Genomic DNA, 25,927 nt, shown 5'->3' with positions numbered 1-25,927 from the left:
TTGGTATCTTCAAGCTCTGTCTCGGCGGGCCGGTCCGCTGAGCTTGTTCGTTAGGCGGCACGGGGCCATCATATGGGCGCTCGCCTGAAGGTGAACGGCCTACCGCTCCCGCCGCTCCTCGTCTCTCTCATCGAAGCGGGCCGCTGGCGACATCCCGGCGACGACACCTTGATGTCCGCGATCCCGTTCCTGAACGATCCGTTGGACTTCCTGCAGATCGAGGCGATGAGGCGGGAGTCACGCCCCTCGCTCGCGGGCGACCCGCAAATTTCTGCTCTCTTCCACGTGACGCGGGGCCGTACCTCGGCAAGTGCAGTCGACCTGCCGTGGCTGGACATCGAGCGGGCCGCCTTCGTCGCGGTGAACCGCTTCCCGGGCGACGATGTGGGGATCGCGCTTGACTATCGGTCCTCCGCCGTGAATCCTCGGGTGGTGGCGAGCGAGTGGTTGCCCGGTTCGGCTGGCTGCATCTGGCGGGAGGTGGCCGGAACCTTCGCGGAGTTCGCCTGTCGCCTGGGGTTGTGCGAGCCCGCCTAACCTCGCGCTGCAGCGGACCCGGCCCGCTGCGGCGCTTCCTGGTCAGTCACAGCATACCCTCGGCGGGCCGGTCCGCTGAGCTTGGTCGTTAGGCGGGGAAGGGCGCACGGATGGCGAACCAACGCGAAAAGGGGTCGCGGGACCCAGTGATTGGTGACATCAGGTTCGCCCGCTCGCTCAATCCCGAACTCGACGAGTATTCCGCCGAAGTCGAACTGGGCGGTAGGAGGGTCGAGGTTGACCTCTACTCGGATGCCGAGTTGGAAATTGCCTCTACCATCGCCGTTGTCAGGAAGATCCTCGCCGAATACCCGTCGATCTGTGAGAAGGCGAAGACATACCTTGAAAGACACGTGATACCCGAGTGGGCAGAAGCCTGGCGGGCCGACCAGCCCCGTTGGCTGGACGCCACGATACTGGCCGATCATCTGAAGCTCGATTTTATTACAGCACATGCGGATGGCAGGGCGACGTTCTGGTACACGGCCGGGGAGGTGTTCACCGGCCACGGGCTCCAATTGTTTATGGACAGGAACGGTGCGTTCGTCGATTACGATACGCCGGGCTGATGATCGGTGCCTCGCTCGGGTAGGGTCGTCATCGTCCGGCTTCCCGTCGATACTGCCGTCGCCTCACCGCTCTCATGGCCTCTGATGTCAAGAGCGCACCTTGGACGGGCCGTGGCAGGGGGAAGGGGGCCTGACCGGGTTCGGGGTATGGCTCGGCGCGACGGATCGGACCGGGACGCAGGCGGCGCGGGGGGGGCGGATGGGTGAGTCGCGATGCGTCGGGGGCATCGGCTCGCAAACCGCTCTCGGGGGTCGGCGTGAGGGGGGACGATCGGCGGCGTCGCCTCGCGGCGGAGGCCCGGGGGGAGCTGGTCCCGGCGGGCGTCCGCGCCCCAGACACTCACCCGCGGCCCGCCGGCCGGCCTCTCATTGCGATTGGCTCACGTCTGAACGTGTCCCGTGAGGAAATGGCTCGGCGGCGGGGCCGATGATCTCGGGCCGATCGGCGAAGGGCCGATCGGGGGTGATTCGGGTCGGGTCGATCCCGGTTCGTGCAGGCCTCGGAGACGACCAGGTCGGGGCGGACGCGGTCGAGGGCCTTCCTCGGGGCCTCGGGGTCGGTGGGGAGGGTGGCGGAGGTCGCCTCGGTGGTCTCGGGGTCGTCGACGCAGGTGGCGCCCTTGAACGTGCCGGGGTCGATGCCGATGATGGAGGGCTTGATCGTGGGGCTCCTCGGTGCGGTGCCCGGGGAGTTCGCCCGGCCGCCTCAAGGTGACCCTCGGGGCGGCCCCGCGGCTGACTTGGATTCTTGAGGCGGCGTTCGTCGCGAATAGACTGCGGCGTTCGACGAACATCCTTCCGCGGACGGTACCGGCATGCTCGCGCCCGCTGGGGAGGTCAGACGTGGCCACGAAACACAATAAAACGGGTACTTGCCCGGCCGCGTCGGTCCCCGCCAGTTCATCTCCTGAGGTGCCCTGGCAGATCTGGGTCACCGTGGTCCTCCTCGGCTTGGAAGGCGTCGGGAATCTTCTGTCGATTCCGCGGGAGCCGGCGGCAGCGATCTGGCTCGCCGCCAAGTGCCTCTTCATCGTCGGCTTGATCCGCGGCTGGCGCTGGGTGTTCATACTGTTCTTGGTCGTCGCGGGCCTCCACGTCCTGGCCTTCAGCACGCAGGCGCCGTTCCTCGCGTTTCTGAACCTGGTCATTCTCCTTCTCGTGGGGTCGGCGTTGCGTTTCTTCTTCCCGAGGGACCACCGCCGTAGGCCGGAGTTCGAAGCGATATCGCCGGCCCCTGGATTGTTCGACCGGAGCCTCGACGCCTAACCGCTCTCATGGCCTCTGATGTCAAGAACGCACCGTCGACGGGCCGGGGCGGGACGGGGGGGCATTCGAGCCGGGGATCGGGGAATGGGGATCGCGCGCAGAGACGCAAGGACGCAGAGAGGGGAGGGAGGGGTTTGGGGGGCGCTCGCCGGGATGAGGGGTTGCGATTCCGACGCGAGGTTCTCAGGCCGAGACACTGGTGCGAGGCTGGCCAGGGGGCGCCGAACGGGGCTGCAATCTGGGAGGGGATCGTCGGGATCGTTATGATGGGGCTTTCGAGTCCGCGATGGGTTGACGTGAACTGACGATCTCCGAACGAACCGATGTTGCCCGAGGGCTGCCTCCGATGGCCGACAGTTTTCAGAGTCGAGCGACCATTCAGGTTGATGGCCGACCGTATCAAATTCACCGCCTCGATGCCTTGAGCGGGCAGGGGGTGGACCTGGCCCGCCTGCCGTTTTCGCTGAAGATCTTGCTGGAAAACCTCTTGCGGTGCGAGGACGACCTGACCGTCTCGGCCGACGACGTGCTGGCCCTGGCGAAGTGGGACCCGAAGGCCGAGCCGAAGGATGAGATCGCCTTCCGGCCGGCTCGGGTGTTGATGCAGGACTTCACGGGGGTGCCGGCGGTCGTGGACCTGGCCGCCATGCGAGACGCCATGAGCCGGCTCGGCGGCGACCCGAAGCGGATCAACCCGCTGCAGCCGGCCGAGCTGGTGATCGACCACTCGGTGCAGGTGGACGAGGCCGGGACGAAGCTGGCCCTCCTGCACAACACGGAGCTGGAATACGAGCGGAATCGGGAGCGCTACGCCTTCCTGCGGTGGGGCCAGAAGGCGTTCGAGAACTTCAAGGTCGTGCCGCCGGAGACGGGGATCGTCCACCAGGTGAACCTGGAATACCTGGCGCGGGTCGTCTTCACGAGGGAGGAGGACGGGACGACGATCGCCTATCCCGACACGCTGGTCGGGACCGACTCGCACACGACGATGATCAACGGCCTGGGCGTGCTGGGCTGGGGCGTCGGCGGGATCGAGGCCGAGGCGGCGATGCTGGGCCAGCCGGTGTCGATGCTCGTGCCGCAGGTCATCGGCTTCAAGCTGGCCGGGAAACTGCCGGAGGGGGCGACGGCGACCGACCTGGTCTTGACCGTCACGCAGATGCTCCGGCGTCGGGGGGTGGTGGGCAAGTTCGTCGAGTTCTTCGGCGACGGGCTCGATCACCTGCCGCTGGCCGACCGGGCGACGATCGCCAACATGGCCCCCGAGTACGGCGCGACCTGCGGCATCTTCCCGATCGACGCCGAGACGCTCCGCTACCTGGAACTCTCGGGCCGGCCGGGCGAGTTGATCCGCCTGGTCGAGGCGTACAGCAAGGAACAGGGGATGTTCCGCACGGCCGGCGCCCCGGAGCCGCACTTCACCGACGTGCTGGAGCTGGACCTCTCGACCGTCGTGCCGAGCCTGGCCGGGCCGAAGCGCCCGCAGGACCGGGTGACCCTGGGGGAGGTCAAGAGCGGCTTCGCGCACGTCCTCTCGCAGATGATCCAGGATTCGCCGACGGCGCTGGCCGCCGCCGAGAAGGCCCGCAAGGCCGGCGGCGGGGCCACGACCGACCCGAAGAGCGAGGATCGGCTCGAATCCGAGGGGGGCGGCGGCGTCGCCCCCGGCACCGAGGACCCGCAGGCCCCGGCCGCCCAGACCCACCCCCTGCGCAACGGCAATGGCCACCTGACGCACGGCTCGGTGGTGATCGCGGCGATCACGAGCTGCACGAACACGTCGAACCCTTCGGTGATGATCGGCGCCGGGTTGGTCGCGAAGAAGGCGGCCGAGCGCGGCCTGAAGCCGAAGCCGTGGGTCAAGGCGAGCCTGGCCCCCGGCTCGAAGGTGGTGACCGATTACCTGGACGACGCTGGGCTGACCGCGTCGCTCGACGCGCTCGGGTTCAACACCGTCGGCTACGGCTGCACGACCTGCATCGGCAACTCGGGGCCGTTGTCGAAGGAGATCACCCAGGCGATCCAGGAAGACGACCTGGTGACCGTCTCGGTCCTCTCGGGCAACCGGAACTTCGAGGGGCGGATCAACTCGGAGGTGCGGGCGAATTACCTGGCCTCGCCGCCGTTGGTCGTCGCCTACGCATTGGCCGGGACGATCGACATCGACCTGACGAGCGAGCCGATCGGCAGCGACACGAACGGCCAGCCGGTGTTCCTGAAGGACATCTGGCCGACCCAGAAGGAAGTGCAGGAGACGATCCTCAAGTCGGTCCGGGCCGAGATGTATCGGCGCAAGTATGCCGACGTGTTCGAGGGTGACGAGCGCTGGAAGGGCCTGCCGACCCCCGAGGGGGACCTGTACGCCTGGGACGACGCCTCGACCTACGTGAAGAACCCGCCGTACTTCCAGGGGATGGGGGTCGAGCCGGACCCGGTGCAGGAGATCGCCGGGGCCCGCGTCCTGGCGGTGCTGGGGGACAGCATCACGACCGACCACATCTCGCCGGCCGGGGCGATCAAGGTGCAGAGCCCGGCGGGGACGTACCTGAGGGAGCACGGGGTCGAGGCGAAGGACTTCAACTCGTACGGCTCGCGACGAGGGAACCACGAGGTGATGGTCCGCGGCACGTTCGCCAACGTCCGCCTGCGGAACCAGCTCGCCCCGGGGACCGAGGGGGGCTTCACCCGGCTCCTGCCCGAGGGGGAGGTGACGACGATCTTCGACGCCTCGGAGGAATACCGGAGTCGGGGGGTGCCGCTGATCATCCTCGCGGGCAAGGAGTACGGCTCGGGGTCGTCGCGCGACTGGGCGGCCAAGGGGCCTCGGCTGCTGGGGGTCCGGGCGGTGATCGCCGAGAGCTTCGAGCGGATCCACCGGTCGAACCTGGTGGGCATGGGGATCCTGCCCTTGCAGTTCGGCGCGGGGGACAATGCGCAGTCGCTCGGCTTGACGGGCGAGGAAACCTATGCGATTGAAGGCCTGCGGAAGGTGCTCGACGCGAAATTCGCCGAGGGGCGCGAGGTGCAGGTCGTGGCCACGGGTGCCGACGGCTCGACCGTGCGATTCCCGGCGACCGTTCGGATCGACACGCCGCAGGAGATCAAGTACTATGAGCACGGAGGGATCCTCTCCTTCGTGCTCCGCCAGCTTGTGAAGGCGCGGCAGAGCTGACTCACGCGGGGCGCGCTGTTCCATGAGAAGCAACGCGCCCCGTCGCCCTCCCGACGGGCCGACCGCCTGCAAAGGCCGACCGACCGACCGTCTTCTCGATCGATTGCCCGGCCGATTCGACCGGCCGTTTCCCCGGGATTCGGTTCGAATTCCTTCGAATCGCCCCCAGGAGGGACGGCCGGCCCAGGAGGAGGGGGGCGGATCGGGTCGTCAGCGGTCGAGGCTCCTTCGGGGGTTGGCGATTCGGCGGACGGCACGTCTTGCGTTCGGAATCGGTGGGGCGATCCGCCCCGGAGTGGAGCGGGCCGGGATCGTTTCCCGATCGGATGGGATCGGGGCGGGACGCGGCCCCGGTCGCTTCGGATCGGGTCGCCCGGCATCGACGGGGACTCCCGTGCGGGCGAGGTCGGGCAAGGCGGCCCGGGCCTGCCGGGACGGGGCCCCGATCCGAGGCCCCCGGCCCTCGCCGGCCGACTCCTTTCACGCCCGATGCGCCCTGACTGGCAGGGAAGCCCCCGGTTTGTATAGAATGCCTTCTCTCTGGCAGCGACTGGTGGACCGTTGGCCGGTTCTGGCCCGATTGGTCCGCCACCGGAGCGATTCCCCGCCCGGGACCGCCGCCGCGACGGATTCCGACGCAGGCTTCGATTCTGATCCCGATCCCGTTTCCGATTCCGAGTTCGAGCCGCAACGGTACGAATTCCCACCGCCCCCCCCGGCCTCGCCCCGACCGAACTCCGGACCCGCGACCGAGCAGGAGCTGGAAGATATGGCCCACGCGCAGACTGAAGCCAAGCCCATTGTCGAACGGGAGCAGGCCCTCGACTGGCTCCGCCAGATGCTGGTGATCCGCCGCTTCGAAGAACGTTCCGCGATGTTGTATCAGCGGCAGAAGATCGGCGGCTTCTGCCACCTGTATAGCGGACAGGAAGCCTGCGCCGTGGGTTCGATCGGCGTCCTGCGGGACGACGACTACGTCATCACCGCCTACCGGGACCACGGGCACGCGATTGCCCGGGGGATGGAGCCGAGGGCCGGCATGGCCGAGATGCTCGGCAAGGCCGCCGGCTGCTCGAAGGGCAAGGGCGGCTCGATGCACTTCTTCCAGGCCGACCGCAACTTCATGGGCGGCCACGCGATCGTCGGCAGCCACATCCCGCTGGCCGCCGGGTTCGCCTTCGCCAGCAAGTACCGCGGCGACGAGAAGGTGACGCTCTGCTTCTTCGGCGACGGCGCGATGGACCAGGGGGCCCTGCACGAGGCCTTCAACATGGCCGGGCTCTGGAAGCTGCCGGTCATCTACGTCGTCGAGAACAACCTGATGTCGATGGGCACGCACCTGCACCGGCACTCGGCCGTGCTCGACCTGACCCGGCGCGGCGGGCCGCCCTACGGCTTCCCCGGCGTGGCGGTCGACGCCAACGACATCGAGGCGATGGCCGAGGTGACGCTCGAGGCCGCCAACCGGGCCCGGGCCGGCGAGGGGCCGACGTTCATCGAGGCCAAGACCTACCGCTACCGCGGCCACTCGATGTCCGACCCGATGAAGTACCGGACCAAGGAAGAGCTGGAGAAGGCCCGCGAACGGGACCCGATCGCGCTCTACGAGGTCGTCCTCCGCGAACGCGGCTGGGTCGACGACGAATCGCTCGAACTGATGCAGGCCGAGGTGAAAGAGCTGATCGACGAGGCCATCCGCTTCGCCGAGGAGGCCCCCGAGCCGGAGCTGGACGAGGTCTATACCGACATTACCGTCTCCCCCTACATCCCCCAGGAGTGACCGCTTCCATGGCCGTCATGCAGTACCGAGAGGCCCTGAATCTGGCCATGACCGAGGAGATGGAGCGGGACGACCGCGTCTTCCTCATGGGCGAAGAGGTCGCCGAGTACAACGGCGCGTACAAGGTCAGCCAGGGGATGCTCGACCGCTTCGGCGAGAAGCGGATCGTCGACACGCCGATCTCCGAGAACGGATTCGCCGGCATCGGCATCGGCGCGGCGATGGTCGGCCTGCGGCCGATCGTCGAGTTCATGACCTTCAGCTTCAGCTACGTCGCGTTCGACCAGCTGGTGAACAACGCCGCGAACATGCGCTACATGTCGGGCGGCCAGTTCAACGTGCCGATCGTCTTCCGCGGCAACTCGGGGATCGCCGGCAACCTGGGGGCGACCCACTCGCACCGGCCCGAGGCGCTCTTCGCCCACTTCCCGGGCCTGAAGGTGATGATGCCCAGCACCCCGAGCGACGCCAAGGGGATGCTCAAGGCCGCCATCCGGGACGACGACCCGGTCATCTTCATCGAGCACGAGAACCTGCTCGGCGACAAGGGAGACGTCTCCGAAGACCCCGACTTCGTCGTGCCGATCGGCAAGGCCGACGTGAAGCGCGAGGGCTCGGACGTGACGATCATCACCTACTCCCGGTCGGTGATCACCAGCCTGAAGGCGGCCGAGAAGTTGGAGGAGGAGGGGGTCAGCGCCGAGGTCCTCGACATGAGGACGATCCGGCCGCTCGACCTCGACGCCATCCTCAACTCGGTGACGAAGACCCACCGGGCCATCATCGTCGAGGAGAACTGGCCGTACTGCGGCATCGGCGCCGGCGTGGCCGACCGCATCTACCGCGCCGCCTTCGACGAACTGGACGCCCCGATCCAGCGCGTCACCGCCAAGGACGCCCCGTTGCCGTACAACCGCCGCCTGGAGCTGGACATGCTGCCCAGCGTCGAGCGGGTGGTCGAGGCGGTCAATCAGGTCCTCTACCGCTGAGGGGGACCGGATGAGCTGGGTGCAGGCAGGCCCGGCGTTCTCGTCTCATCCGCCGCGGAGCGTCTTCGAGGGGTGGCCGGGTGCATCTCGACCACCTCGACCGGCAACATGACCTGGCCCCCGTCGGTCGAGCGATTTGCCGACCTGCGGGGGTCTGCTCCCTTTGGTTCAACCCTTGATATCCTCCCTGACACGTCTCGCCGACCGCCTCCCCGGAGCTCCCTTCCATGCCCATTGAAGTGACGATGGCCAAACTCAGCCCGACGATGGAGAGCGGGCAACTGGTGAAGTGGAACGTGAAGGTCGGCGACGCGGTCAAGGAAGGGGACGTCCTGGCCGAGATCCAGACCGACAAGGCCGTCATGCCGATGGAGGCGTTCGACGAGGGGACCGTCGCCCTGCTCGACGTGCAGGAGGGGGATGACGTCGCCCTCGGCCAGCGTGTGCTGGTGATGGCGAGCAAGGGGGAAGACCCGTCGCAAATCGCCGAGAAGTTCAAGGGAGGCTCGGGGTCCGGGGGCGAGGCGAAGGCGAAGAAGGAGAAGGAAGCCGTTCCCGCAGGAGCAGGGGCGGAAGCGGGGGCCGGGGCGCAAGGGGCGTCGGCCGCTCCCGATTACGGCCGGTCGACCGACTCGAACGGCCAGCACGCCGAGGCCGAGGCCGAACCGCGAGAGCCGGGCGGCCGGATCCGCTCCAGCCCGCTCGCCCGCAAGATCGCCGAGTCCGAGGGGATCGACCTCGGCCAGGTCGACGGCTCCGGGCCCAACGGCCGGATCGTCCGCCGAGACGTCGAGGAATTCCTCCAGAACCGAGGCGCCGCCGCCCCGAGCAAGGGGAAAGAGGCCGGAGCCGCCCCGGCCATGCCGGTGGCCCGCGGCCCGGTCCGCGAGACGCAGCGCGTGCCCCACAGCCGGATGCGCAAGACGATCGCCTCGCGGATGCTGCAGGCCAAGCAAGCGGCCCCGGAGATCCACGTCACGAGCGACATCCGGATGGACCGGATCGTCGCCCTCCGCGAGCAGCTCAACGCCCAGCTCTCGAAGCAGAAGATCAAGCTCTCGGTCGGCGACTTCGTGACCAAGGCGGTGGCGATGGCCCTGCGGAAGCACCCGGACCTGAACGCCTCGTATGAAGAGGACGCGATGGTCTTGCATGGCGATGTGAACATCGGCATCGCCGTGGCGCTCGACGGCGGCCTGATCGTCCCGGTCTTGCCGCATGCCGACCAGCTCGGCCTGGTCGAGATCCGGCAGGGGACGCTCGCCCTGGCCGAGGCCGCCCGCACGAACACGCTGAACCCGAAGCAGATGATGGGCGGCACGTTCACCATCAGCAACCTCGGCATGTACGGCGTCAAGCAGTTCGACGCGATCCTGAACATGCCCGAGGTCGGCATCCTCGCCGTCGGCGCGACCGAGGCCCGGCCGGTGGTCGAGGGCGGCGAGCTCGTCGTCGGCCAGGTGATGACCGTCACCCTCACCGCCGACCACCGCGCCGTCGACGGCGCGACCGCCGCCGAGTTCATGCGGACGCTCAAGGCGTTCCTCGAAGAGCCGGCCGCGATGCTGCTCTGAGCGGCACCCGAGCGAGTGATCGGCCCCTTGCCCCGAGACGGGAGCCTGCGGGGATCGGTCGAGGGGGGGGGCGCCGGAGCCCCCTCCGGCAGGAATTGCCGTAGGACGACGGACCTGGAATCCGTTACGGGGAGTCCGGGGCGACGAGGGCCTGGATCGGGGGGGGCATCTGGCCCCAGCAGGACTGATAGGTCGGTTCGAGCGGGACGTTGACGTACCAGCCGGGGGCGAGGAACAGGGGGGCCTCGGGCAGGGCGTCGCCGACGGCGATCGGCTCCACGTAGGCCGTCAGGGGAGGGCCGGCGTCGAACGAGGCGACGGCCAAGGGCTTGCCCGGCGGGAGCGGCTCGATCGGGGGGTCGGCCAGGGCCCGCCAGATGGCCGAGGCCAGCCCTTCGGGGTCGCGGGAACCGGCCGGGAACGGGTCGATCATCAGGAGGTGGACCCCGTTGCGGAGGAACGTCACCGCCTTGCCGACGAAGTCGGAGACGGCCGCCTGACGGTCCTTGTTCCCGGGCGAGACGACCTCGATGATGGCCACGACCTGGCCGATTTCGTCCCGGACCGAGAGGCGATTGGCCTTCACCGCGTATCGGGCCGCGTCGATCTCGGCGCGGCCGGAGGCCCGGATCCGGGGAGGAGCCTCGGCGACCGCCAGGCCGACGGCCGGCTCGGGACCGCGGAACTTCAGGGCGATCACGTCCGGCTCCGGGCCGCTGACCCGCTGGTCGGCCATGGCGAAATAGCCGGGAGGCAGGATCCCCTGGTTCAGGACCTTGCTGATCTCGATCGTCCAGTATTGATGGAAATTGTGGTAAATCCCGGGCGAGACGCGGGTCCAGTCGTGCATGGGCATGGGACACCTCCTCGGCCACCATTCTATCACCGGGGCGGGCCGGCGGGGCGGGTGCCGAGGGGCTGGTCGGTCATCGGTCTGCGGTCGAGGACGCGCGTCTCGACCGACCTCGGCGCCCCAGGCCGGCGGCGGCGGCGATCCGGAGGGTTGGGTCACGGGTGGGCCGATTGCAGGAGCAGCGACGCGGAGCGGTCGTCCAGGATGCCGCGGATCAGGTCGGCGGCCGCGGCGGCCTTCGGTCCGGCGGCCCAGGCCTCGAACTGATCGACGGAGAGCGGGGGGGTGAAGTAGTAGCCCTGCGCCACGTCGCAGCCCCAGCCGATGAGCATGTCGAGCGTCTCGGGGTCCTCGACCCCTTCGGCCACCACGTCGAGCCCGAGCGCGTGGCCGAGGTCGATGACCGATCGGACGATGCAGGCGTCCTTCTCCGAGGAGCGGGCGTTGGTGACGAAGCCCCGGTCGATCTTCACCTCGTCGACCGGCAGGTTGCGCAGGTACGAGAGGGAGGAATAGCCGGTGCCGAAGTCGTCGATCGCGATCCGGACGCCCAGGCCGTGGAGCCGGTCGAGGATGTCTCGGGTCTCGGCCGAGTTCTCCATGATCGTCCCCTCGGTGATCTCCAGGGTCAGGTGAGACGGGAGGGGATCGGGGCCCCCCAGGTGCCGGGCGAGGGCCTCGATCAGTTCCTCGTCGCGCAGGTTCTTCGGCGACAGGTTGATGGCGATGTCGAGCGGCCGGCCCGATTCGAGCCAGCGTCGGCTCTGCGCCAGGGCGTCCCGGAGGACCCGGAGCCCCATCGGCCGGATCAGGCCGGTGTTCTCGGCCAGGGGCATGAATCGGGCGGGAGTGAGCGGGCCCTCGCGGGGGTGTTGCCAGCGGACCATCGCCTCGACGCCGGCGATCCGGCCCGACTTCAGGTCGAGCTTGGGCTGGTAGTGCAGCAGCAACTGCCCGTCTCGGATCCCCTGGCGAAGCTCGGTGATCAGGGTCAGCCGGGCCGGGTCGAGGTCGGCCTGCTGCTCGGCCGAGTAGGAGCGGTAGCCGCCGTGGTCGCGCTTGGCGGCGTACATGGCGACGTCGGCCAGCCGCATCAGGGTCGAGGCGTCGGTGCCGTGGTCGGGGAACCGGGCGATGCCGATGCTGGCGCCGACCTCCAGCTCGCGCCCCTGGACGACGATCGGCTGCTTCAGGCAGTCGAGGAGCCGCTCGGCCAGGGCGGCCGCCCCGGGCTCGCCGACCTCGGGCAGCAGGACGGCGAACTCGTCCCCGCCGAGCCTGGCCAGCAGGTCCGACCGCCGCAGGGCGTCGCGGAAGCGGGGGTTCAGCTCCCGGAGGACGGCGTCGCCGTGGTCGTGGCCGAAGGTGTCGTTGATCTCCTTGAAGCGGTCGAGGTCGATCAAGAGCAGCGCGAACTTGCCGTCCCGCGCCCGGGCCGAGGCCACCTCGCGTTCCAGCCCTTGCTGGAAGAAGGCGCGGTTGGGCAGGCCGGTCAAAGCGTCGTGCGTGGCCTGGTAGGCCAGGTGGTCCTCGGCGGCCTTGCGGTCGGTCGTGTCCTCGATCGAGCCGACATGGCCGATGAACCGGCCCTGCTCGTCTCGCATCGGCGCGGCCCGGGCGTGCGCCCATCGGGTGCCCCGGTCCGATCCCTGGAAGCGGAGCAGCTGGTCGAATTCGCCCCGATGGCGGACGGCCGCGTCCCAGCTCTCGGAGACGTGACCGAGATCGTCCCCGTGGACGAAGTTCCGCCAGCCGTCGCCGAAGGCCTCGCGCTCGGTATACCCGGCGATGGCCTGGGCCCTCGGGTTGACGTAGGTGCAGCGGCCTTGCTCGTCGGTCGTGAAGATGCCGATGGGAGAGCAGGCGCAGAGGGCTCGGAAGCGGGCCTCGCTGGTGCGCAGGGCCTGCTCGGCCCGGACGCGATCGGCGACCTCGGCGGCCAGCCCGTCGTTGGCGACCCGGAGGGCGGCGGTCCGGTCGAGGACGGTCTGCTCGATCCCGTCCCGGGTGACCTCCAGGCGGGCCTGCCGCTCGGCGATGGCCTGCATCTCCCGGACGCTCCGCAGGCACGACCAGATGAGGAAGATGTCCTCGAAGGCGACCCAGCCGCTATGCTCGATCCATCGGAACCGCTGGAAGTAGGGGACCCCGTAGATCGAGGCCGGCCAGACCATCCCCCGGATCAGGTGGTCGAGCACGACGACGGCCGAGGCCGTGACCAGCACCCGCCAGTCCCGGTAGAAGGCCAGCAGCGCGAGCGACCCGAAGATGTGGAAGTGCGTCTCGATCCGGCCGCCGGTCAGGTGGATGAGCAGGGCCCCCATCAGCGACTGGCCGACGGCGACGGCGTGCCGGGTCGAGGCCGCCCCGGGGCGGGTGAGCACCAGGAGCACCGGCAGGCTGACGATCGCCCCGCCGAGCCAGGCGGCGGCGTAGAGGTGCAGGTGGACCTGGCTCGTGGCCCCGGCCCAGGCCCTCGGCGAGACGACCAGGGCCACGACGATCGCCGCCGCCCACTGGAACAGCAGGAGGATGGCGAACAGCCGGTCGGTCTCCTGGAAGATCCGCTGCCGGTGCTCGCGGAACTGGACCCCGGCCCGGCGGTCGATCTCGTGCTGGTTCCCGGCCCCAATCGGCGCGATCGATCCCATTTCAAGGGCCCTCGGGCTGGCCAGTCGGCGGGTTGAACAGGGGGCAGCCGAAGACCGGCATCCGGTCCCGATCCGATCGGCCCGATCGGGCCAGGTCGACGACCGCGTCGCGGCCGGGATTGGCCCCCTCGTGGCCCCTCGACCCGGTGATCCCGCCCCGGTAGCGCAGGGTGCCGTGCTCGTCGAACAGCAGGGCGAGGCCGGAGGTGGCCGCGCCGAACCGGGCGGTTTCCAGCCCCTCGGGGTCGGCGACGACCCGGACGCCGGGGATCGCTTCGGCCGATCGCCAGATGTCGGACTGCCCGGCGGCCTGCTCCAGTCCTTCGGGCTGGATGAAGACGACGTGGGCGGCCAGTTTGCCCGGGCATCGGGCCATCAATCGGGCCAGCTCGGCGATCGAGGCCCGGGTGCAGGGGCATTGCGGGTGCGCCAAAACGACGAGGTTGGGCACGCCCGGCTCTGGAGCGATGGCGCTCTGCGACGGCCAGCGGTCCGGGGGAGATCCGATCGCCCCGGGGGTCGCGCGATGGTCTTCCAGCAGGAAGAATCCCCAGCCGACCGACGCGAGCCAGGCCAAGCCGCCCGCCGCCAGCCAGGCCACCCGATGCCATCGGCGTCCCATCAGCCGTCCTTTCGTTGAGAATTCCGCCACGTTGGCGGCATGGCGCCGCCGACGCACCTCGGCCGATCGCTCGCGATGCGCAAGACCCCTGTCCCCAATCCTAGTTCTCATTCGGGGGAAAACGTGATTGAACCGGATTTGATGCCGGAGCGGCCGCGCGCGAGCCGCCTCGACGGGGAGTGGCCGGGGGCCTTTCGGGCCGGAGAATCATCCGACCATCGCCGTGGCGGGCTGCGAGGCAGGGGCGGTGGATTCGCAGGGGGCATGGTGGCCCCGGTCGGATGACTCGATGGCCGCTCGTCGGCCCCGCCGCCGAGTCCATGCGGATGCTCAAGGCGCTGCTCGAAGGGCCGGCCGCGATGCCGCGCCGGCCGAGCGACCCGATCCCTCCGGAGCAGCCTCCGGCGATCGTTTCAAGGCCGCCGGAGGCCGATCAGGGGTCGATCGACAGGGTTCGAACGCGTCAACGACGCGGGCGAGGGGGCCGACTACTGGCATCGGCCCGAGAACTGGAAGCAGACGGGGAACTGGGTGTCGCGGGGGTCAGGCGTCGGACGAGGTGGGTCGACACGGGTGTGGAAGTACCAGGTGCCGGCGGCCCGGAAGGGCACGGCGATCGGGCTGCCGACGTCGCCGCCGAAGTCGATGCCGCCGGGCAGGTATGGGCTCTGGTGCTCGAGGAAGAACCGCGACCAGTCGAGGCAGCCGGTTCCCCGGACGATCTGGACCTGCTGGACAACGATCCGGCCGCTCAGGCTCGTCAGCGGGATGTTCAGCGACCAGCGGTTGTTGACCCGATCCGGGTTGGCCTGGTAGGGGCCGAGCACCTGCCCCTGGTAGAAGACCACGGAGACCGTGTCCTCCAAACCCGGGTCGTTCCCGCCGTTGGTCGTGACCCGATAGACGATCTCGCCCGGGTCGCCCGGCCCGGGGCTGGGCGGGGTCACGACGATCTCGCCGGTCGGCGGCAGGTCCGTCCCCACGCCCGGCGCGATGTCCACCGAGACGACGTCCTGGCTGGAACTCCAGCAGAGCAGGATCTGGTCGCCGGGGCAGATGGTCACCCGGTTCTGCCCCTCCGGGATGTCGCGACATCGGATGTCCGGCGAGGCGGCCACCCCGACCTTGAGGTCCACCGTCGATCTCGCCGGCCCGTCCAGCGTGCCGGTGCCCCCGGCCCGGATCGTGTAGCCGGCGAGCGGACCCTCGCGGAGGTCCAGGACCCCGCAGTGGATCGTGAACGACCCGGTGCGCAGGTCGAAGACGCCCCGGTCCTCGACCGTGAATCGGACCTCCTCCAGGCCCCACTTCTCAAGCATGGGCAGGTCCTTCGCCGAGATGGCGAAGGCGAAGTCCAGGTCCATGTTCCCGGACTTCAGGTCGAGCGTGCCGGTTGACCCTTCGGGGTCCAGGAACTCCTCCCCGAGGCGCAGGGCCGGCAACTCAAGGGCTTCCCGGTCGCCGTCGCCGTCGACGTCCATCGGGAATGAGAAGGGGAGCATCCGCAGGTCGAGTCCCGTGACCCGGACGGAAAGCGTCTCGGGCTCCTTCCCTCGGCGATATTCCAGGGTCATCGAGCCGTCGCCCCGGATCAGGGTCGGGATGTGGCCGCCGGGCGGGTAGACCGCGATCGGCGGTTCCAGCGTGAGGCGATACGAGACTTCGGCCGGGAGCTTTTGGAACGGGCCGACTCCGGGCAACCCGTCCCGCCCCTCGTCCCGCGGATGATCGACAACCGTCGGGCCTGCAGAGCAGGCACACGAACCCTCCTGTCCAGCCACCACGTCTGGCATCAGGAGGGCGGAGGCGATTGCGAACGACGCAGCGATTTGACCAAGCATGTCACGCTCCTTTTCGTCCTCGTTGACCGTCACCGGGAGCACATCCTGAGCGAACACCCTTCCAACCAAAAAAGGCCCGCACCCCTGGCAGGCATGCCAAGAGAAGCGGGCCGTCACGACCGATCCCTGCCACCCGACACGAGTGGATCAGTACCTCAGGATTTTATTTCGCGTGTTTTTGGAATTCAAGTGTTTGCCGATGCGATCCTTGGGACGGCCTCGAGAGACTCGAGATTGTGTGCATTCGCTCAAGGCCGTGGCGACGACCGATCCCTCCCTCGAACCGTGCGAGGGGGCAGGGCCCCGGCAAGTCCCGACTCGATTGCGTGCGCCTCATGGATGCGGCCTCGAGCGACAGCACGTCTGCGATCCCGCGCGGCCCGACGTTCGTGCCCAAGTCACCCGATGATCGAGGGTCGAAGGGGCGGGCGTCATCGTGACCTCAGTCAGGAGCATGCGATGGCCGCTCGCCGCCACGCGGGTGGGCCCCTTCCGGCCTCCGACCCTCGCCGACCGCTACGAGAGCCGGCCGAGGCGGCCCTGCCGGTAATCCCGGATCGCCTCCTGGATTTCGTCGGGGGTGTTCATGACGAAGGGGCCGTGGCCGGCGATCGGCTCGCCGATGGGGGCGCCGGTCAGGACGAGGAGCCGCGAGGGGGATTCGGTCCGAAGGGAGGCACGCTGCCCTTCGCGGGAGAGCTCGGCCACCTCGACGGCGGAGACGCGCGTGACGTCGAGCTCGACGGAACCGGACTGGACGACGATGAGGCTCGTGTGACCCTCCGGGAGCGGGAGTTCGACCTGCCGGGAGGCGTCGAGCGTGATGTCCCAGGCGTTGATGGGGGTGAAGGTCCGGGCGGCTCCCGAAGTCCCCTGGAAGTCGCCGGCGATGACCCGGACGGTCCCCGAGCCGTCGGCGATCGGGACGCGGGGGATGTCGGCATCGAGCAGGCTCTGGTAGCCGGGGGCGGCCCGCTTGTCCCGGGAGGGCAGGTTGACCCAGAGCTGGACCATCTCCAGGGTGCCGCCCTCTCGGGTGAAGCGTTCGCTGTGGAATTCCTCGTGGACGACGCCCGAGGCGGCGGTCATCCACTGCACGTCGCCGGCGCCGATGGTGCCGTGGCTGCCGGAGGAGTCGCGGTGTTCCAGCTCCCCCTGGTAGACGATGGTGACGGTCTCGAAGCCGCGGTGCGGGTGCTCCTCGACCCCTCGGGGGGCCGGGGCGGGTTCGAAGGCGAGCGGCCCGGCGTAGTCGAGCAAGAGGAAGGGGTCGAAGGCGTTCCCCCTGCCGTACGAGAAGAGGCTGCGCACCGGGAACCCGTCGCCGACCCAGTGCGGGGGGACGTTGCGGATGACGCGTCGGAGCTGCTTCATCGGAGGGAGACTCCCGAGGGTGTCCGGGCGGCCGTCACCGGGCGTTGTGGCTGGTGATGAGGTTCCGGTAGGCCGGGAGGTGGTTCGAGAAGAGGGCGCCGAGCCCCTCGACGTCGTTCCGCCAGTCGCGGTGCAGCTCGCAGGCGACGCCGAACCAGCTCATGAGCTGCGCCCCGGCGGCTTCCATGCGCGACCAGGCGGCCTCCCGGGTCGTCAGGTTGAACGTGCCCGAGGCGTCGGTGACGACGAAGACCTCGTAGCCGGCCTCGATGGCCGAGAGGGCGGGGAAGGCCACGCAGACCTCGGTGACGACCCCGGCGAGGATGAGCTGCTTCTTGCCGGCCTGCTCGACCGCCTTGACGAACTCGTCGTTGTCCCAGGCGTTGATCTGGCCGGGGCGGGCGATGTAAGGGGCGTCGGGGAAGAGGGCCTTCAGCTCGGGGACGAGCGGGCCGTTCGGGCCGTCCTCGAAGCTGGTGGTCAGGATCGTCGGCAGTTGGAAGTATTTCGCCGCGTCGGCCAGGGCCAGGACGTTGTTCTTGAACTCGTCGGGGGAGAAGTCGTTGACGAGGTTGCAGAGGCCGGACTGGTGGTCGACGAGCAGGACGGCGGCGTCGTCCCTGTCCAGGCGGCGGTATCGGAAGGCGTCGGGCATGGGGGAACCTTTGTCCTTGTCTGTTCGCGAGGTGAAAGGTCGAAGGCGCCGGACTCGGCATCGGTCGAACGGGGGAGACGTGGCGGCCCCAGTGTACCATCCGGCCGCGATGGCGATACGCCCTTGGGGCGGACGTCGTCTGTACGGGGGGGGGCCGGGACGTCACAATAGGGAGATTGACCGATCGGCCGAACACGGAACAGCACCGCCAGGTTCTGATCAGAACCTTGCCCGGGGAGATTCCCCGGTGCCGGGATGGTTCGGGGACGCCCTCTGGGGCCGAGCCGCGGCGGGCGAGTTCCGTCCCGCGCCGCCCGTTCGCGTCGGTTCGGCGGGCGGGCCGGCCTGTTTCGGTTCGTGAAGGCCGGTCGCGGGCGATCGGTCCTCGCCACGACTGTTCGTTCGTGTTTCGCGTTTCACCGACGTTTTTTCACGCATTGAGATCGCTCAACTCATGGCTCACGACTACGACCTGATCGTCATTGGCGGCGGACCCGCCGGATACGCCGGCGCGATCCGGGCCGCGCAGCTCGGCAAGAAGGTGCTCTGCGTCGAGCAGGACAAGCTCGGCGGCATCTGCCTGAACTGGGGGTGCATCCCCACCAAGGCGCTCTTGACCAATGCTCATGTGGTGGAATTGTTGAACCACAACGGCAAGGAATTCGGCTACACCGGCGAGTCGCGCTGGGACTTCTCCCAGATGATCAAGCGAAGCCGCGAAGTGACCACCAAGATGAACAAGGGGATCGAAGGGCTCTTCCGCAAGTACAAGGTGCAGCACCAGCAAGGGACGGCGAAGATCGTCGGCCCGAACCAGGTGAAGGTGGGGGACAAGACGCTCTCGGCCGGGTCGATCGTGATCGCCACCGGCGTGCACGCGAGGGCCTTGCCCGGGGCCGAGTTCGACGGCAAGACGATCATCTCGTACAAGGAGGCGATGAACCTGCCGACGCAGCCGAAGTCGATGGTGGTCGTCGGCGCCGGGGCGATCGGGTGCGAATTCGCCTACTTCTACAACGCGATCGGCACGAAGGTGACGATCGTCGAGATGGTCGACCACCTCCTGCCGATCGAGGACGAGGAGGTCTCGCAGACCCTCCGCAAGAGCTTCGAGAAGCGCGGGATGACCGTCTTCACCGGCTCGAAGACCACGAAGGTCGAGAAGGCCGACGGCGGCGTGAAGGTGACGATCGAGACGCCGAAGGGGCCGCAGACGATCGAGGCCGAGGTGATGCTCGTGGCCATCGGCGTCGAGGGGAACATCCAGGATCTCTGGGACGAGAAGAAGGTCAAGATCGAGACCTTCAAGGGGCACATCAAGGCCGACCCGAAGAAGGGGTACGTCACGAGCGTCCCGTCGATCTTCGCCGTCGGCGACGTGATCGGCCCCCCCTGGCTGGCCCACGTGGCGCACCACGAGGCGATCTGCTGCATCGAGCGCCTCTGCGGACATGCCGACCGCACGGTCGATTACGACAACGTCCCCGGCTGCACCTACACCGAGCCGGGGGTGGCCAGCGTCGGCCTGACCGAGAAGAAGGCCCGTGAGCTGGGCCGCGAGATCCGGGTCGGCAAGTTCCCGTTCATCGCCTCGGGCCGGGCCGTCGCGGCGGGAGAGCCGGAGGGGTTCGTCAAGCTGATCTTCGACAAGGAGCTGGGCGAGCTGCTCGGCGCCCACATCATCGGCGCGAATGCGACCGAGATGATCGCGGAACTTGTCATGGCCCGCAAGCTCGAGGCGACGCAGGAGGAGATCCTCCACGCGATGCACCCGCACCCGACCTTCTCCGAGGCCGTCATGGAGGCCGCCGGCCAGGGGCTGGGCGAGTCGGTCCACCTGTGATTGTCCATGTCGGTTGATATGCCTTGTCATTGAACGAATGCGTTGGGTGGCAGGGATCGTGTCGCCCCCGGGTGCCCCGGGTTCCGCGCCAGCGGACCCCGGGCGGATCCGCATGGGCCGGCCGACCTCTCGCCCGGGGTCCGCTGGCGCGGAACCCGGGGCACCCGGCGCTCTCGACTGCCCCGAGATGAGCCGCGACGGGTGCCGGATTCCCGCCTTCTCCACGCCACGGAACCCCGAAGACCACGCCAAGCGGCTCCGGCGTCGAATCGCCGGGTGCCCCCATCTCCTCGGAGGATGACCATGGCCATCGTCGCCACGCGGACCTATTCCTTCACCCTGACCCTCTCCGGCGTCTCCGTGATCACGGTCGAGATGGCCGACGCGCTGTTCGCGGCCGGTTGCGACGATGCCACGCCGGCGAGTCGAGGCGGGATGGTGAGCATCGCATTCGATCGGGACGCGGAATCGCTCGGCGATGCCGTGGGATCGGCGATCCGGGATGTCGAGCGGGCCGGGTTCAAGGTCGCTCGGGTCGAGGTCGAATCCGCCGGGGAGTCTTCGTGAGGGTCAACAGCGTGGAATCGCCATGTGGTTGATTGTTTTTCATGTTCTGCTTGTTCCTTCCTGGGCGGGTGCCTCGATCGGTCTGGTCCTCCTGTGGAACGCGCGAACGGCCCGGCCGCCGGCGGTGCAGGCGTCGTCGATCGTGGTCGGGCTGGTGTTGATCGGCGTGGCGGTGGGGATCACGGCCCGGGTGGTCATCTTCTGGTCCCAATGGGGAATGCCGGTCAGCGGCGGGCCGTCTCAGGCGGCGTGAAGGGTCGTGGGGGCGGCTTCTCCTGGTCGAGGGAAGGTCCGCAACAACGGACCCTACAACATCGCAAAACTCGGAGGAGCAGCGGCGATGGCAACGCGTCTGGTGATCCGAGACGGTCTGGCCTCACTCGTCCGCGCGATGTCGGTCGCCGGGTTCCTGTCGGTGGCGGGGAGCGTGGCCGCGACGAGCGGGCCGGTCGGCTGGGCGAGCTGGAGGCGGGCGGGGCTTGGGTGGCGATTCTGGTCGGGCCTCGGCACAATGGGAGCGGCCATCGCGGTGGTGGCGCTGATTGTTTGCCTGGCTCTGATGGTCGGGAAGTGGTCCGATTCGAAGGAACAGATCAATCGGATCTTTTTATGCGGATTTCTCAGCATATTAACACTGATCATGTCTCTGTTCGTCCCGGCGATCAACGCGGTATGATCAGGATGCCGAAGACCGAGTACCCTGCCCAGAACCATCGAATCAAGCTGCGGACCCTTTCGCAAAAGGCAACCCCATGACGACCTTCTCGACATCTCTGCTCCTCCGAGTCCGACCGCTGGCCCTCGCCGGCCTGATGGCCCTGACGGCCTGGCCCGCCTTCGGCTACGACGAGGAAGGCGACCATTCCCACCCGCCGAAGCCGGTGGCCGAGGCAGAGGTCTATCGGCCGACCGCCATGCCCGACCGGATCATCCTCACCTTCACCGGCGACCCGGCGACCTCGCAGGCGGTGACCTGGCGGACCGATGCGACGGTGGAGACGGCCATCGCCGAGATTGCCCTGGCCGACCACGGTCCGCAGTTCGTCGACCGCGCCGAGACGGTCGAGGCCACCTCGACCCCCTTGACCACCGACCTGAACGAGGCGAAGTTCCACTCGGTCGTCTTCGAAGGGCTGGAGCCGAGGACGACCTATGCCTACCGCGTCGGCGACGGGGTGAACTGGAGCGAGTGGGCCCACTTCACCACCGCGAGCGACGAGGCCGAGCCGTTCTCATTCATCTATTTCGGCGATGCGCAGAACAACCTCAAGTCGCTCTGGGCCCGGGTGATCCGGGGGGCCTACACCGAAGCCCCGAAGGCCCGCTTCATCGTCCACGCCGGCGACCTGATCAACCGGGGGGACCGCGACGCCGAGTGGGGCGAGTGGTTCTACGCCGGCGGCTGGGTCAACGCGATGGTCCCGAGCCTGCCGACCCCCGGCAACCACGAATACTCCCGCTCCGGCGACGGCCCGCGCGGCCTCTCCGCCCACTGGCGGCCGACCTTCGCCCTGCCCGAGCACGGCCCGGAGGGGCTTGAAGAAAGCGTATATTTCATCGACTACCAGGGCGTCCGCATCGTCTCGCTCAACTCGAACGAGCGGCAGGAGGAGCAGGTCCCCTGGCTGGAGCGGGTCCTGGCCGAGAACCCGAACCGCTGGACGATCGTCACCTTCCACCACCCGATCTACTCGGCCGCCAGGAACCGCGACAACCCGACGATCCGCAACCTCTGGCAGCCGATCTTCGACAGGTACGCCGTCGACCTCGTGCTCCAGGGGCACGACCACGCCTACGGCCGCAGCGGCCTGGTCGTCGGCGACCAGAACGTCCCCACCGGCGCCGCCGCCCGCGATGACTCCGGCACGGTCTACGTCGTCTCCGTCAGCGGCCCGAAGATGTACGACCTGTCCCAGGCCGGCGACTGGATGAAGCGGAAGGCCGAGGACACCCAGCTCTACCAGATCATCCACCTCCACGGCGACCGCCTCACCTACGAGGCCCGCACCCCCCTCGGCGCCCTCTACGACGCCTTCGAACTCGTCAAGCAGGACGGCCGGCCCAACGAACTGATCGAGGGCAAGCCCACCCTCGGCGAGCGCCTCCGCCGCCTCGAAGCCGCCGCCGAGGCGGCCGGCGACTGATCGATCGCCCCGGTCTCGCGCCCGTCCGATCTCGGGTGCCGGGTGCCCTGCCCACGAAGACGTGGGCAGGCCGCGGAAGCCTCGGCGCCGTCTGTCACGCTCAGTCTGTGAGGGTTGGTTGAGGGAGCCTGGCCACGCCGACGTGGCCGGGGCACCCGAGAACTTCGTGCTGGTTTCCGAGGATCAGATTGTCTTCCCGATCTGCCGCGGCGCATGGGACAACGAGGTGGACTATGAATGAAACCATTGATCGAGCATTGGAACGCTTATTCGATATCAACTTCTTTGCGAATGTTGGCTCTGCAAAGACGCTCGTCGTGGATGGTTGCGATATCGTCGTCCTGAATTCGTGGGACGAAGCCGTAACACTTCGAGGTAGCGAACAAGCCTCAGACGCTTTCTCCGAAGCACGCAGTCGATTGACACGCCGATTGAGTGCAGAGTTCAGAAAGGAATTTAGGGAATGGAACGCGATTTCCAGGAGGAATCGAGAACGATTCGAGACCGACTTGTTTACCAAGGTAGACAAAGTGATTGATGCGATTCCTGAATTGCAGTCTATCGAGCATGGCCGAGAGCTGGTGAAAGACTTTGTCCGCTGGGATATGATCCATTACGCAGCAGAGCAAGCCTATTCTGAACTTGTGGAACCTTCGTTCTACTCGTGTGTCATAGAGGTATATGAGGCAGGGTGTTTTCCGTGCAATTGGAATGAAGTGTGGCCAAATGGAAGGATTTGGGTGTTTTAAAGGCGGTTGATTTGTCGCCCCAACAACGAAGACAAACCTGTTGAAATTTGCCGCGGGTTGGCTGGGGTCCGCGCTGACCCCAGCGACGGGTGGTGTGCCTCCCGTGCCACGCCACTCGGCCGGGCGATCAGGTGGGAAGGCGGTCGCGTCGGCGCAGGTAGGCCTTGGCGGAATCGGCCATGGTGACGAGGGCGGCGCCCAGCATGATGGCGTCCTTGACGACGAGGCGGCCCCGGCCGCTGAGGTACGGGAATCCGTGGTGGGCGTCGCCGAGGGGGGGCACCCAGCATTCGGGCGTGGTGACGAGGAAGGAGAGGGTGACGAACGACATGACGACGACGAGGAAGCTGCCCAACGCCGCCGCCTGGGGGAGCCACGGGTGCAGGCAGAGGAGCAACCCGTAGAGGACGATCACGGCCCCCAGGCCGTAGGAGAACTCATAGGTGCGGTTGGATTGGTGCCAGGAGCGGTTCTCGGGCACGAGGGCGCCTTCGGGGTTCATGTGGGCCTTGTAGCCGCCGGGGTCGGCGTAGAAGAAACTCATGGTCGGGCTGTTGGCGACGAACGGCACGATACCGTCCGCCTCGTAGGGGAACACCTTCAGGCCGCCGATCCAGAGCAGCACGACGATCAGGCCCAGCCGGGTCACGGCCACGCCGATCCGGTCCATCCGAGACGCCAGCTTGAACAACTCCAGCACGATCTCCCTCCTTCCGTCGTAGGGTCCGCTGTGCGGACCGATCCCCCTCTATGCCGTCACGGAATCGGTCCGCACAGCGGACCCTACGTGGGCAACTCATCCGAGCCATTCGGTCTCACCGGCTCAAGTATCGGGGGACTCGGCCGGGGGGAGAATGGGCGCTTCGGCCGAAGACATGGACAGATTGCTCCCGCCCCGGATCTCCGTCTCGAAGGCGCGGAAGAAGGTGGGGGAATAGCCGGTCGCCTTCTTGAACAGGCGGCTGAAGTACAGCTCGTCGCCGAAGCCGACCTCGCGCGCGACCTCCTTGACCGGCTTGAGGGTGTGGAGCAGTTGCCACTTGGCGTGGATGAGGATGCGGCTGCGGATCAGGTCGGTCGGGGTGGTGCCGAAGTGCTCCCGGACGAGCCGGCCGAGCGTCTTGGGGGTCACGTGCAGCCGCTTCGCATACTCGGCGGGGGAGTGGATCGTGCGGTAATGCTCCTCGATCAGGGCGCGCAGCTCGGCCAGGATCGGGTGCCGGGCGGCCGTCGCCGCGTCCGGGCCGCACGCCCCCGCCCGGGACGCCTTGATCCTGGTGGCGAGGATCAGCACGACCTTCAGGAGGGCGAGCATGGCCTCGCCGTACGCCAGGTCGCGCCGGGCATCCTCCCGCCGGAGGCGGTCGAGCAGGCCGGCCACCTCCGCCTTCGTCGCGTCGTCCAGCTCGACCGAGGGGGGGCCGTAGGGGTCGTTGAACAGGGCGCCGCTGCACCCGACCTCGGCGTGGAACGTCTCGACGCAGAGGAAGTTGGCGTGGAACCGGACGACCTGCCCGCGGACGCGGCCCTCGGGGACGAACCGGAGGTGCTGGTAGGGGACGAAGCAGAGCAGGGAGCCGGGGCCGAAGGGGAACGTCGAGGCATCGGCCCAGAAGATCCCGGAGCCGGATTCGACCAGGTAGATGGCGAACTCATTCGTGCGGGCCGGCTCGCTCGGCTCGCCGTCGATCTCCCACCGTCCCAGGCGAATCGGCTCGTCCCCGTTGCGGGGATCGTACAGGTCGCCGGGGCCGTTGCGATCGGTCATGACCGTTCTCAGTCGCGCCGTCCGGCGGATGGCTGGGGTCAGGATGACCCCAGCAGGCGAGCGGAAGGAGGCGAACCCATGATTGGGGTCGGGATGACACCGGCCAACCCGCCAGAATAACTTACCACTTCCAAACATGAACTCCACTGGCATCATGGAAACCAGAGCGTTTCAATAGAGCTGCAAGTCGGTAATCAATGGTGACGTTGTTGTCGTTGCCGCCGCCTTCTGTCTGATCGCCTCCACAGAAGAAAGCATCAGACTTTCTCTTGGCAAAGAGACGCTCGCCTTCATGCGACAGGGCTGTCACGTCTGACCCCGCTGCATCAATAATCGTTTTGTATAGCTCATAGGTTCGCACTGCCAAATCACTGCCAGCCCGGCGAAGTTGTGCCATCCCGTTTTCCCACAACTTTCCATTCCAAGAATCGAATAGCCAATCTCCAAGAACAAGATCCAGGAGGCGATCCCCCTCAAGGCCATCGCTAGAAACATCAATGAAACACGGCTTGCCGATCAGATAGACAACAAATGCCAGTCGTTCAGCAGGCACGTTGGTCGTTTTGGCTTTATCCCCACCGACTGCTACTACTTTCGCCCAGTCATCAGCAAAGCCCGCTGCAACCTCAGATAATGAATTTGACGGATCAATTCCGTTTCGCCATTCGATAAGACTTATCATGAGGCGGCACTTGAACGATTGTCGGCAATTTAATTCAGCTAACGGATAGATGCCAGTCGATTTTGCTGCATCCATGCCGCGTTGCGATCTCTGGATTTGTCCCCGAAAAAAGTCAAGCATCTCGGATACTGTCATCGCCATCAATCAAATCACCGTGAAATTGCAGGAACATCCGGCCTGCCAATCGGCGGTGTGGCTGGGGTCATCCTGACCCCAGCGGACGGGTGGGAGGCGGTCGACGCAGCGACTGGGGTCAGGAAGGAAGACCCCAGTGACCCCGATTGGGAAAGG

22 protein-coding genes are annotated in these 25,927 nt (G+C 67.7%); 13 read left to right on the top strand and 9 right to left on the bottom strand.

What is annotated here, in order from left to right; all coding sequences use genetic code 11:
- Positions 1-72: 72 nt before the first annotated feature.
- The 7 genes from AB1L88_RS25235 (at position 73) to AB1L88_RS25205 (ending at position 9,887) form a co-directional block, all read left to right on the top strand.
- Positions 73-537, top strand: coding sequence for a hypothetical protein (locus AB1L88_RS25235; protein WP_367099483.1), 465 nt, complete (start codon positions 73-75; stop codon positions 535-537).
- Positions 538-647: 110 nt separating this feature from the next.
- Complete coding sequence (locus AB1L88_RS25230) at positions 648-1,106, top strand: DUF2262 domain-containing protein (protein ID WP_367099482.1); 459 nt, start codon at positions 648-650, stop codon at positions 1,104-1,106.
- Positions 1,107-1,949: 843 nt separating this feature from the next.
- Positions 1,950-2,372, top strand: a complete 423-nt coding sequence (locus AB1L88_RS25225) for a hypothetical protein (protein WP_367099481.1) — start codon at positions 1,950-1,952, stop codon at positions 2,370-2,372.
- A 346-nt stretch (positions 2,373-2,718) separates the two neighbouring features.
- On the top strand, positions 2,719-5,544 hold the full coding sequence (locus AB1L88_RS25220; RefSeq protein WP_367099480.1) for an aconitate hydratase: 2,826 nt from the start codon (positions 2,719-2,721) through the stop codon (positions 5,542-5,544).
- 769 nt (positions 5,545-6,313) lie between these two features.
- Positions 6,314-7,324, top strand: coding sequence for a pyruvate dehydrogenase (acetyl-transferring) E1 component subunit alpha (gene pdhA, locus AB1L88_RS25215; RefSeq protein WP_367099479.1), 1,011 nt, complete (start codon positions 6,314-6,316; stop codon positions 7,322-7,324).
- Positions 7,325-7,332: 8 nt separating this feature from the next.
- The gene (locus AB1L88_RS25210; protein WP_367099478.1) at positions 7,333-8,313 is read left to right on the top strand and encodes a pyruvate dehydrogenase complex E1 component subunit beta; all 981 of its coding nucleotides are present in this window, start codon (positions 7,333-7,335) and stop codon (positions 8,311-8,313) included.
- A 227-nt stretch (positions 8,314-8,540) separates the two neighbouring features.
- Positions 8,541-9,887 carry a dihydrolipoamide acetyltransferase family protein gene (locus tag AB1L88_RS25205; protein ID WP_367099477.1) on the top strand — a complete coding sequence of 449 codons (1,347 nt, stop codon included), beginning with the start codon at positions 8,541-8,543 and terminating at the stop codon, positions 9,885-9,887.
- A 124-nt stretch (positions 9,888-10,011) separates the two neighbouring features.
- Here the strand turns inward: AB1L88_RS25205 and AB1L88_RS25200 are convergent, their stop codons facing one another.
- The 6 genes from AB1L88_RS25200 to ycaC all read right to left on the bottom strand — a co-directional run bounded on the left by AB1L88_RS25200 (position 10,012) and on the right by ycaC (position 17,883).
- Positions 10,012-10,743, bottom strand: coding sequence for a DUF4058 family protein (locus tag AB1L88_RS25200; RefSeq protein ID WP_367099476.1), 732 nt, complete (start codon positions 10,741-10,743; stop codon positions 10,012-10,014).
- A gap of 152 nt (positions 10,744-10,895) precedes the next feature.
- On the bottom strand, positions 10,896-13,391 hold the full coding sequence (locus AB1L88_RS25195) for an EAL domain-containing protein (RefSeq protein WP_367099475.1): 2,496 nt from the start codon (positions 13,389-13,391) through the stop codon (positions 10,896-10,898).
- Between the two features lies 1 nt (position 13,392).
- Complete coding sequence (locus AB1L88_RS25190; RefSeq protein WP_367099474.1) at positions 13,393-14,013, bottom strand: RedB protein; 621 nt, start codon at positions 14,011-14,013, stop codon at positions 13,393-13,395.
- Between the two features lie 488 nt (positions 14,014-14,501).
- Positions 14,502-15,854 (bottom strand): hypothetical protein, encoded by a 1,353-nt coding sequence (locus tag AB1L88_RS25185; protein WP_367099473.1) that lies wholly within the window; start codon positions 15,852-15,854, stop codon positions 14,502-14,504.
- Positions 15,855-16,370: 516 nt separating this feature from the next.
- Entirely contained in the window at positions 16,371-17,228 is an 858-nt protein-coding gene (locus AB1L88_RS25180) for a pirin family protein (RefSeq protein WP_367099472.1), read from the bottom strand.
- 34 nt (positions 17,229-17,262) lie between these two features.
- Positions 17,263-17,883 (bottom strand): isochorismate family cysteine hydrolase YcaC, encoded by a 621-nt coding sequence (gene ycaC / locus AB1L88_RS25175; protein ID WP_367099471.1) that lies wholly within the window; start codon positions 17,881-17,883, stop codon positions 17,263-17,265.
- Between the two features lie 454 nt (positions 17,884-18,337).
- Here ycaC and lpdA point away from each other — a divergent pair, with 454 nt between their 5' ends.
- The 6 genes from lpdA to AB1L88_RS25145 all read left to right on the top strand — a co-directional run bounded on the left by lpdA (position 18,338) and on the right by AB1L88_RS25145 (position 23,186).
- Positions 18,338-19,726: a dihydrolipoyl dehydrogenase gene (gene lpdA / locus AB1L88_RS25170; protein WP_367099470.1), complete on the top strand. Its 1,389-nt coding sequence runs from the start codon at positions 18,338-18,340 to the stop codon at positions 19,724-19,726.
- A 303-nt stretch (positions 19,727-20,029) separates the two neighbouring features.
- Positions 20,030-20,293, top strand: coding sequence for a hypothetical protein (locus tag AB1L88_RS25165; RefSeq protein ID WP_367099469.1), 264 nt, complete (start codon positions 20,030-20,032; stop codon positions 20,291-20,293).
- 22 nt (positions 20,294-20,315) lie between these two features.
- Complete coding sequence (locus tag AB1L88_RS25160) at positions 20,316-20,546, top strand: hypothetical protein (RefSeq protein WP_367099468.1); 231 nt, start codon at positions 20,316-20,318, stop codon at positions 20,544-20,546.
- 87 nt (positions 20,547-20,633) lie between these two features.
- Positions 20,634-20,969: a hypothetical protein gene (locus AB1L88_RS25155; protein WP_367099467.1), complete on the top strand. Its 336-nt coding sequence runs from the start codon at positions 20,634-20,636 to the stop codon at positions 20,967-20,969.
- Positions 20,970-21,045: 76 nt separating this feature from the next.
- Entirely contained in the window at positions 21,046-22,437 is a 1,392-nt protein-coding gene (locus AB1L88_RS25150) for a metallophosphoesterase family protein (RefSeq protein ID WP_367099466.1), read from the top strand.
- 233 nt (positions 22,438-22,670) lie between these two features.
- A complete protein-coding gene (locus AB1L88_RS25145; RefSeq protein WP_367099465.1) occupies positions 22,671-23,186 on the top strand; it encodes a hypothetical protein in 516 nt (171 codons plus the stop codon).
- Between the two features lie 127 nt (positions 23,187-23,313).
- On the opposite strand, the gene AB1L88_RS25140 is transcribed toward AB1L88_RS25145, so the two are convergent.
- The 3 genes from AB1L88_RS25140 to AB1L88_RS25130 form a co-directional block, all read right to left on the bottom strand.
- Positions 23,314-23,886, bottom strand: a complete 573-nt coding sequence (locus AB1L88_RS25140) for a DUF417 family protein (protein ID WP_367099464.1) — start codon at positions 23,884-23,886, stop codon at positions 23,314-23,316.
- Positions 23,887-24,009: 123 nt separating this feature from the next.
- On the bottom strand, positions 24,010-24,954 hold the full coding sequence (locus AB1L88_RS25135; protein ID WP_367099463.1) for an AraC family transcriptional regulator: 945 nt from the start codon (positions 24,952-24,954) through the stop codon (positions 24,010-24,012).
- A gap of 121 nt (positions 24,955-25,075) precedes the next feature.
- On the bottom strand, positions 25,076-25,777 hold the full coding sequence (locus tag AB1L88_RS25130; protein WP_367099462.1) for a hypothetical protein: 702 nt from the start codon (positions 25,775-25,777) through the stop codon (positions 25,076-25,078).
- Positions 25,778-25,927: the final 150 nt, after the last annotated feature.

It is taken from the genome of Tautonia sp. JC769 (assembly GCF_040717455.1).
Lineage (GTDB): Bacteria > Planctomycetota > Planctomycetia > Isosphaerales > Isosphaeraceae > Tautonia.
Note: the sequence above shows the minus strand (reverse complement) of the source record. Positions and strands in the feature narration are given on the sequence as shown.

Bases quoted from the DNA above. Each gene is read 5' to 3' on its own strand.
- AB1L88_RS25235 (WP_367099483.1), top strand. From the start codon at position 73: ATGGGCGCTCGCCTGAAGGTGAACGGCCTACCGCTCCCGCCGCTCCTC.
- AB1L88_RS25230 (WP_367099482.1), top strand. From the start codon at position 648: ATGGCGAACCAACGCGAAAAGGGGTCGCGGGACCCAGTGATTGGTGAC.
- AB1L88_RS25220 (WP_367099480.1), top strand. From the start codon at position 2,719: ATGGCCGACAGTTTTCAGAGTCGAGCGACCATTCAGGTTGATGGCCGA.
- pdhA (WP_367099479.1), top strand. From the start codon at position 6,314: ATGGCCCACGCGCAGACTGAAGCCAAGCCCATTGTCGAACGGGAGCAG.
- AB1L88_RS25210 (WP_367099478.1), top strand. From the start codon at position 7,333: ATGGCCGTCATGCAGTACCGAGAGGCCCTGAATCTGGCCATGACCGAG.
- AB1L88_RS25205 (WP_367099477.1), top strand. From the start codon at position 8,541: ATGCCCATTGAAGTGACGATGGCCAAACTCAGCCCGACGATGGAGAGC.
- AB1L88_RS25200 (WP_367099476.1), bottom strand. From the start codon at position 10,743: ATGCCCATGCACGACTGGACCCGCGTCTCGCCCGGGATTTACCACAAT.
- AB1L88_RS25195 (WP_367099475.1), bottom strand. From the start codon at position 13,391: ATGGGATCGATCGCGCCGATTGGGGCCGGGAACCAGCACGAGATCGAC.
- AB1L88_RS25190 (WP_367099474.1), bottom strand. From the start codon at position 14,013: ATGGGACGCCGATGGCATCGGGTGGCCTGGCTGGCGGCGGGCGGCTTG.
- AB1L88_RS25185 (WP_367099473.1), bottom strand. From the start codon at position 15,854: ATGCTTGGTCAAATCGCTGCGTCGTTCGCAATCGCCTCCGCCCTCCTG.
- AB1L88_RS25180 (WP_367099472.1), bottom strand. From the start codon at position 17,228: ATGAAGCAGCTCCGACGCGTCATCCGCAACGTCCCCCCGCACTGGGTC.
- ycaC (WP_367099471.1), bottom strand. From the start codon at position 17,883: ATGCCCGACGCCTTCCGATACCGCCGCCTGGACAGGGACGACGCCGCC.
- lpdA (WP_367099470.1), top strand. From the start codon at position 18,338: ATGGCTCACGACTACGACCTGATCGTCATTGGCGGCGGACCCGCCGGA.
- AB1L88_RS25165 (WP_367099469.1), top strand. From the start codon at position 20,030: ATGGCCATCGTCGCCACGCGGACCTATTCCTTCACCCTGACCCTCTCC.
- AB1L88_RS25160 (WP_367099468.1), top strand. From the start codon at position 20,316: ATGTGGTTGATTGTTTTTCATGTTCTGCTTGTTCCTTCCTGGGCGGGT.
- AB1L88_RS25155 (WP_367099467.1), top strand. From the start codon at position 20,634: ATGGCAACGCGTCTGGTGATCCGAGACGGTCTGGCCTCACTCGTCCGC.
- AB1L88_RS25150 (WP_367099466.1), top strand. From the start codon at position 21,046: ATGACGACCTTCTCGACATCTCTGCTCCTCCGAGTCCGACCGCTGGCC.
- AB1L88_RS25145 (WP_367099465.1), top strand. From the start codon at position 22,671: ATGAATGAAACCATTGATCGAGCATTGGAACGCTTATTCGATATCAAC.
- AB1L88_RS25135 (WP_367099463.1), bottom strand. From the start codon at position 24,954: ATGACCGATCGCAACGGCCCCGGCGACCTGTACGATCCCCGCAACGGG.
- AB1L88_RS25130 (WP_367099462.1), bottom strand. From the start codon at position 25,777: ATGGCGATGACAGTATCCGAGATGCTTGACTTTTTTCGGGGACAAATC.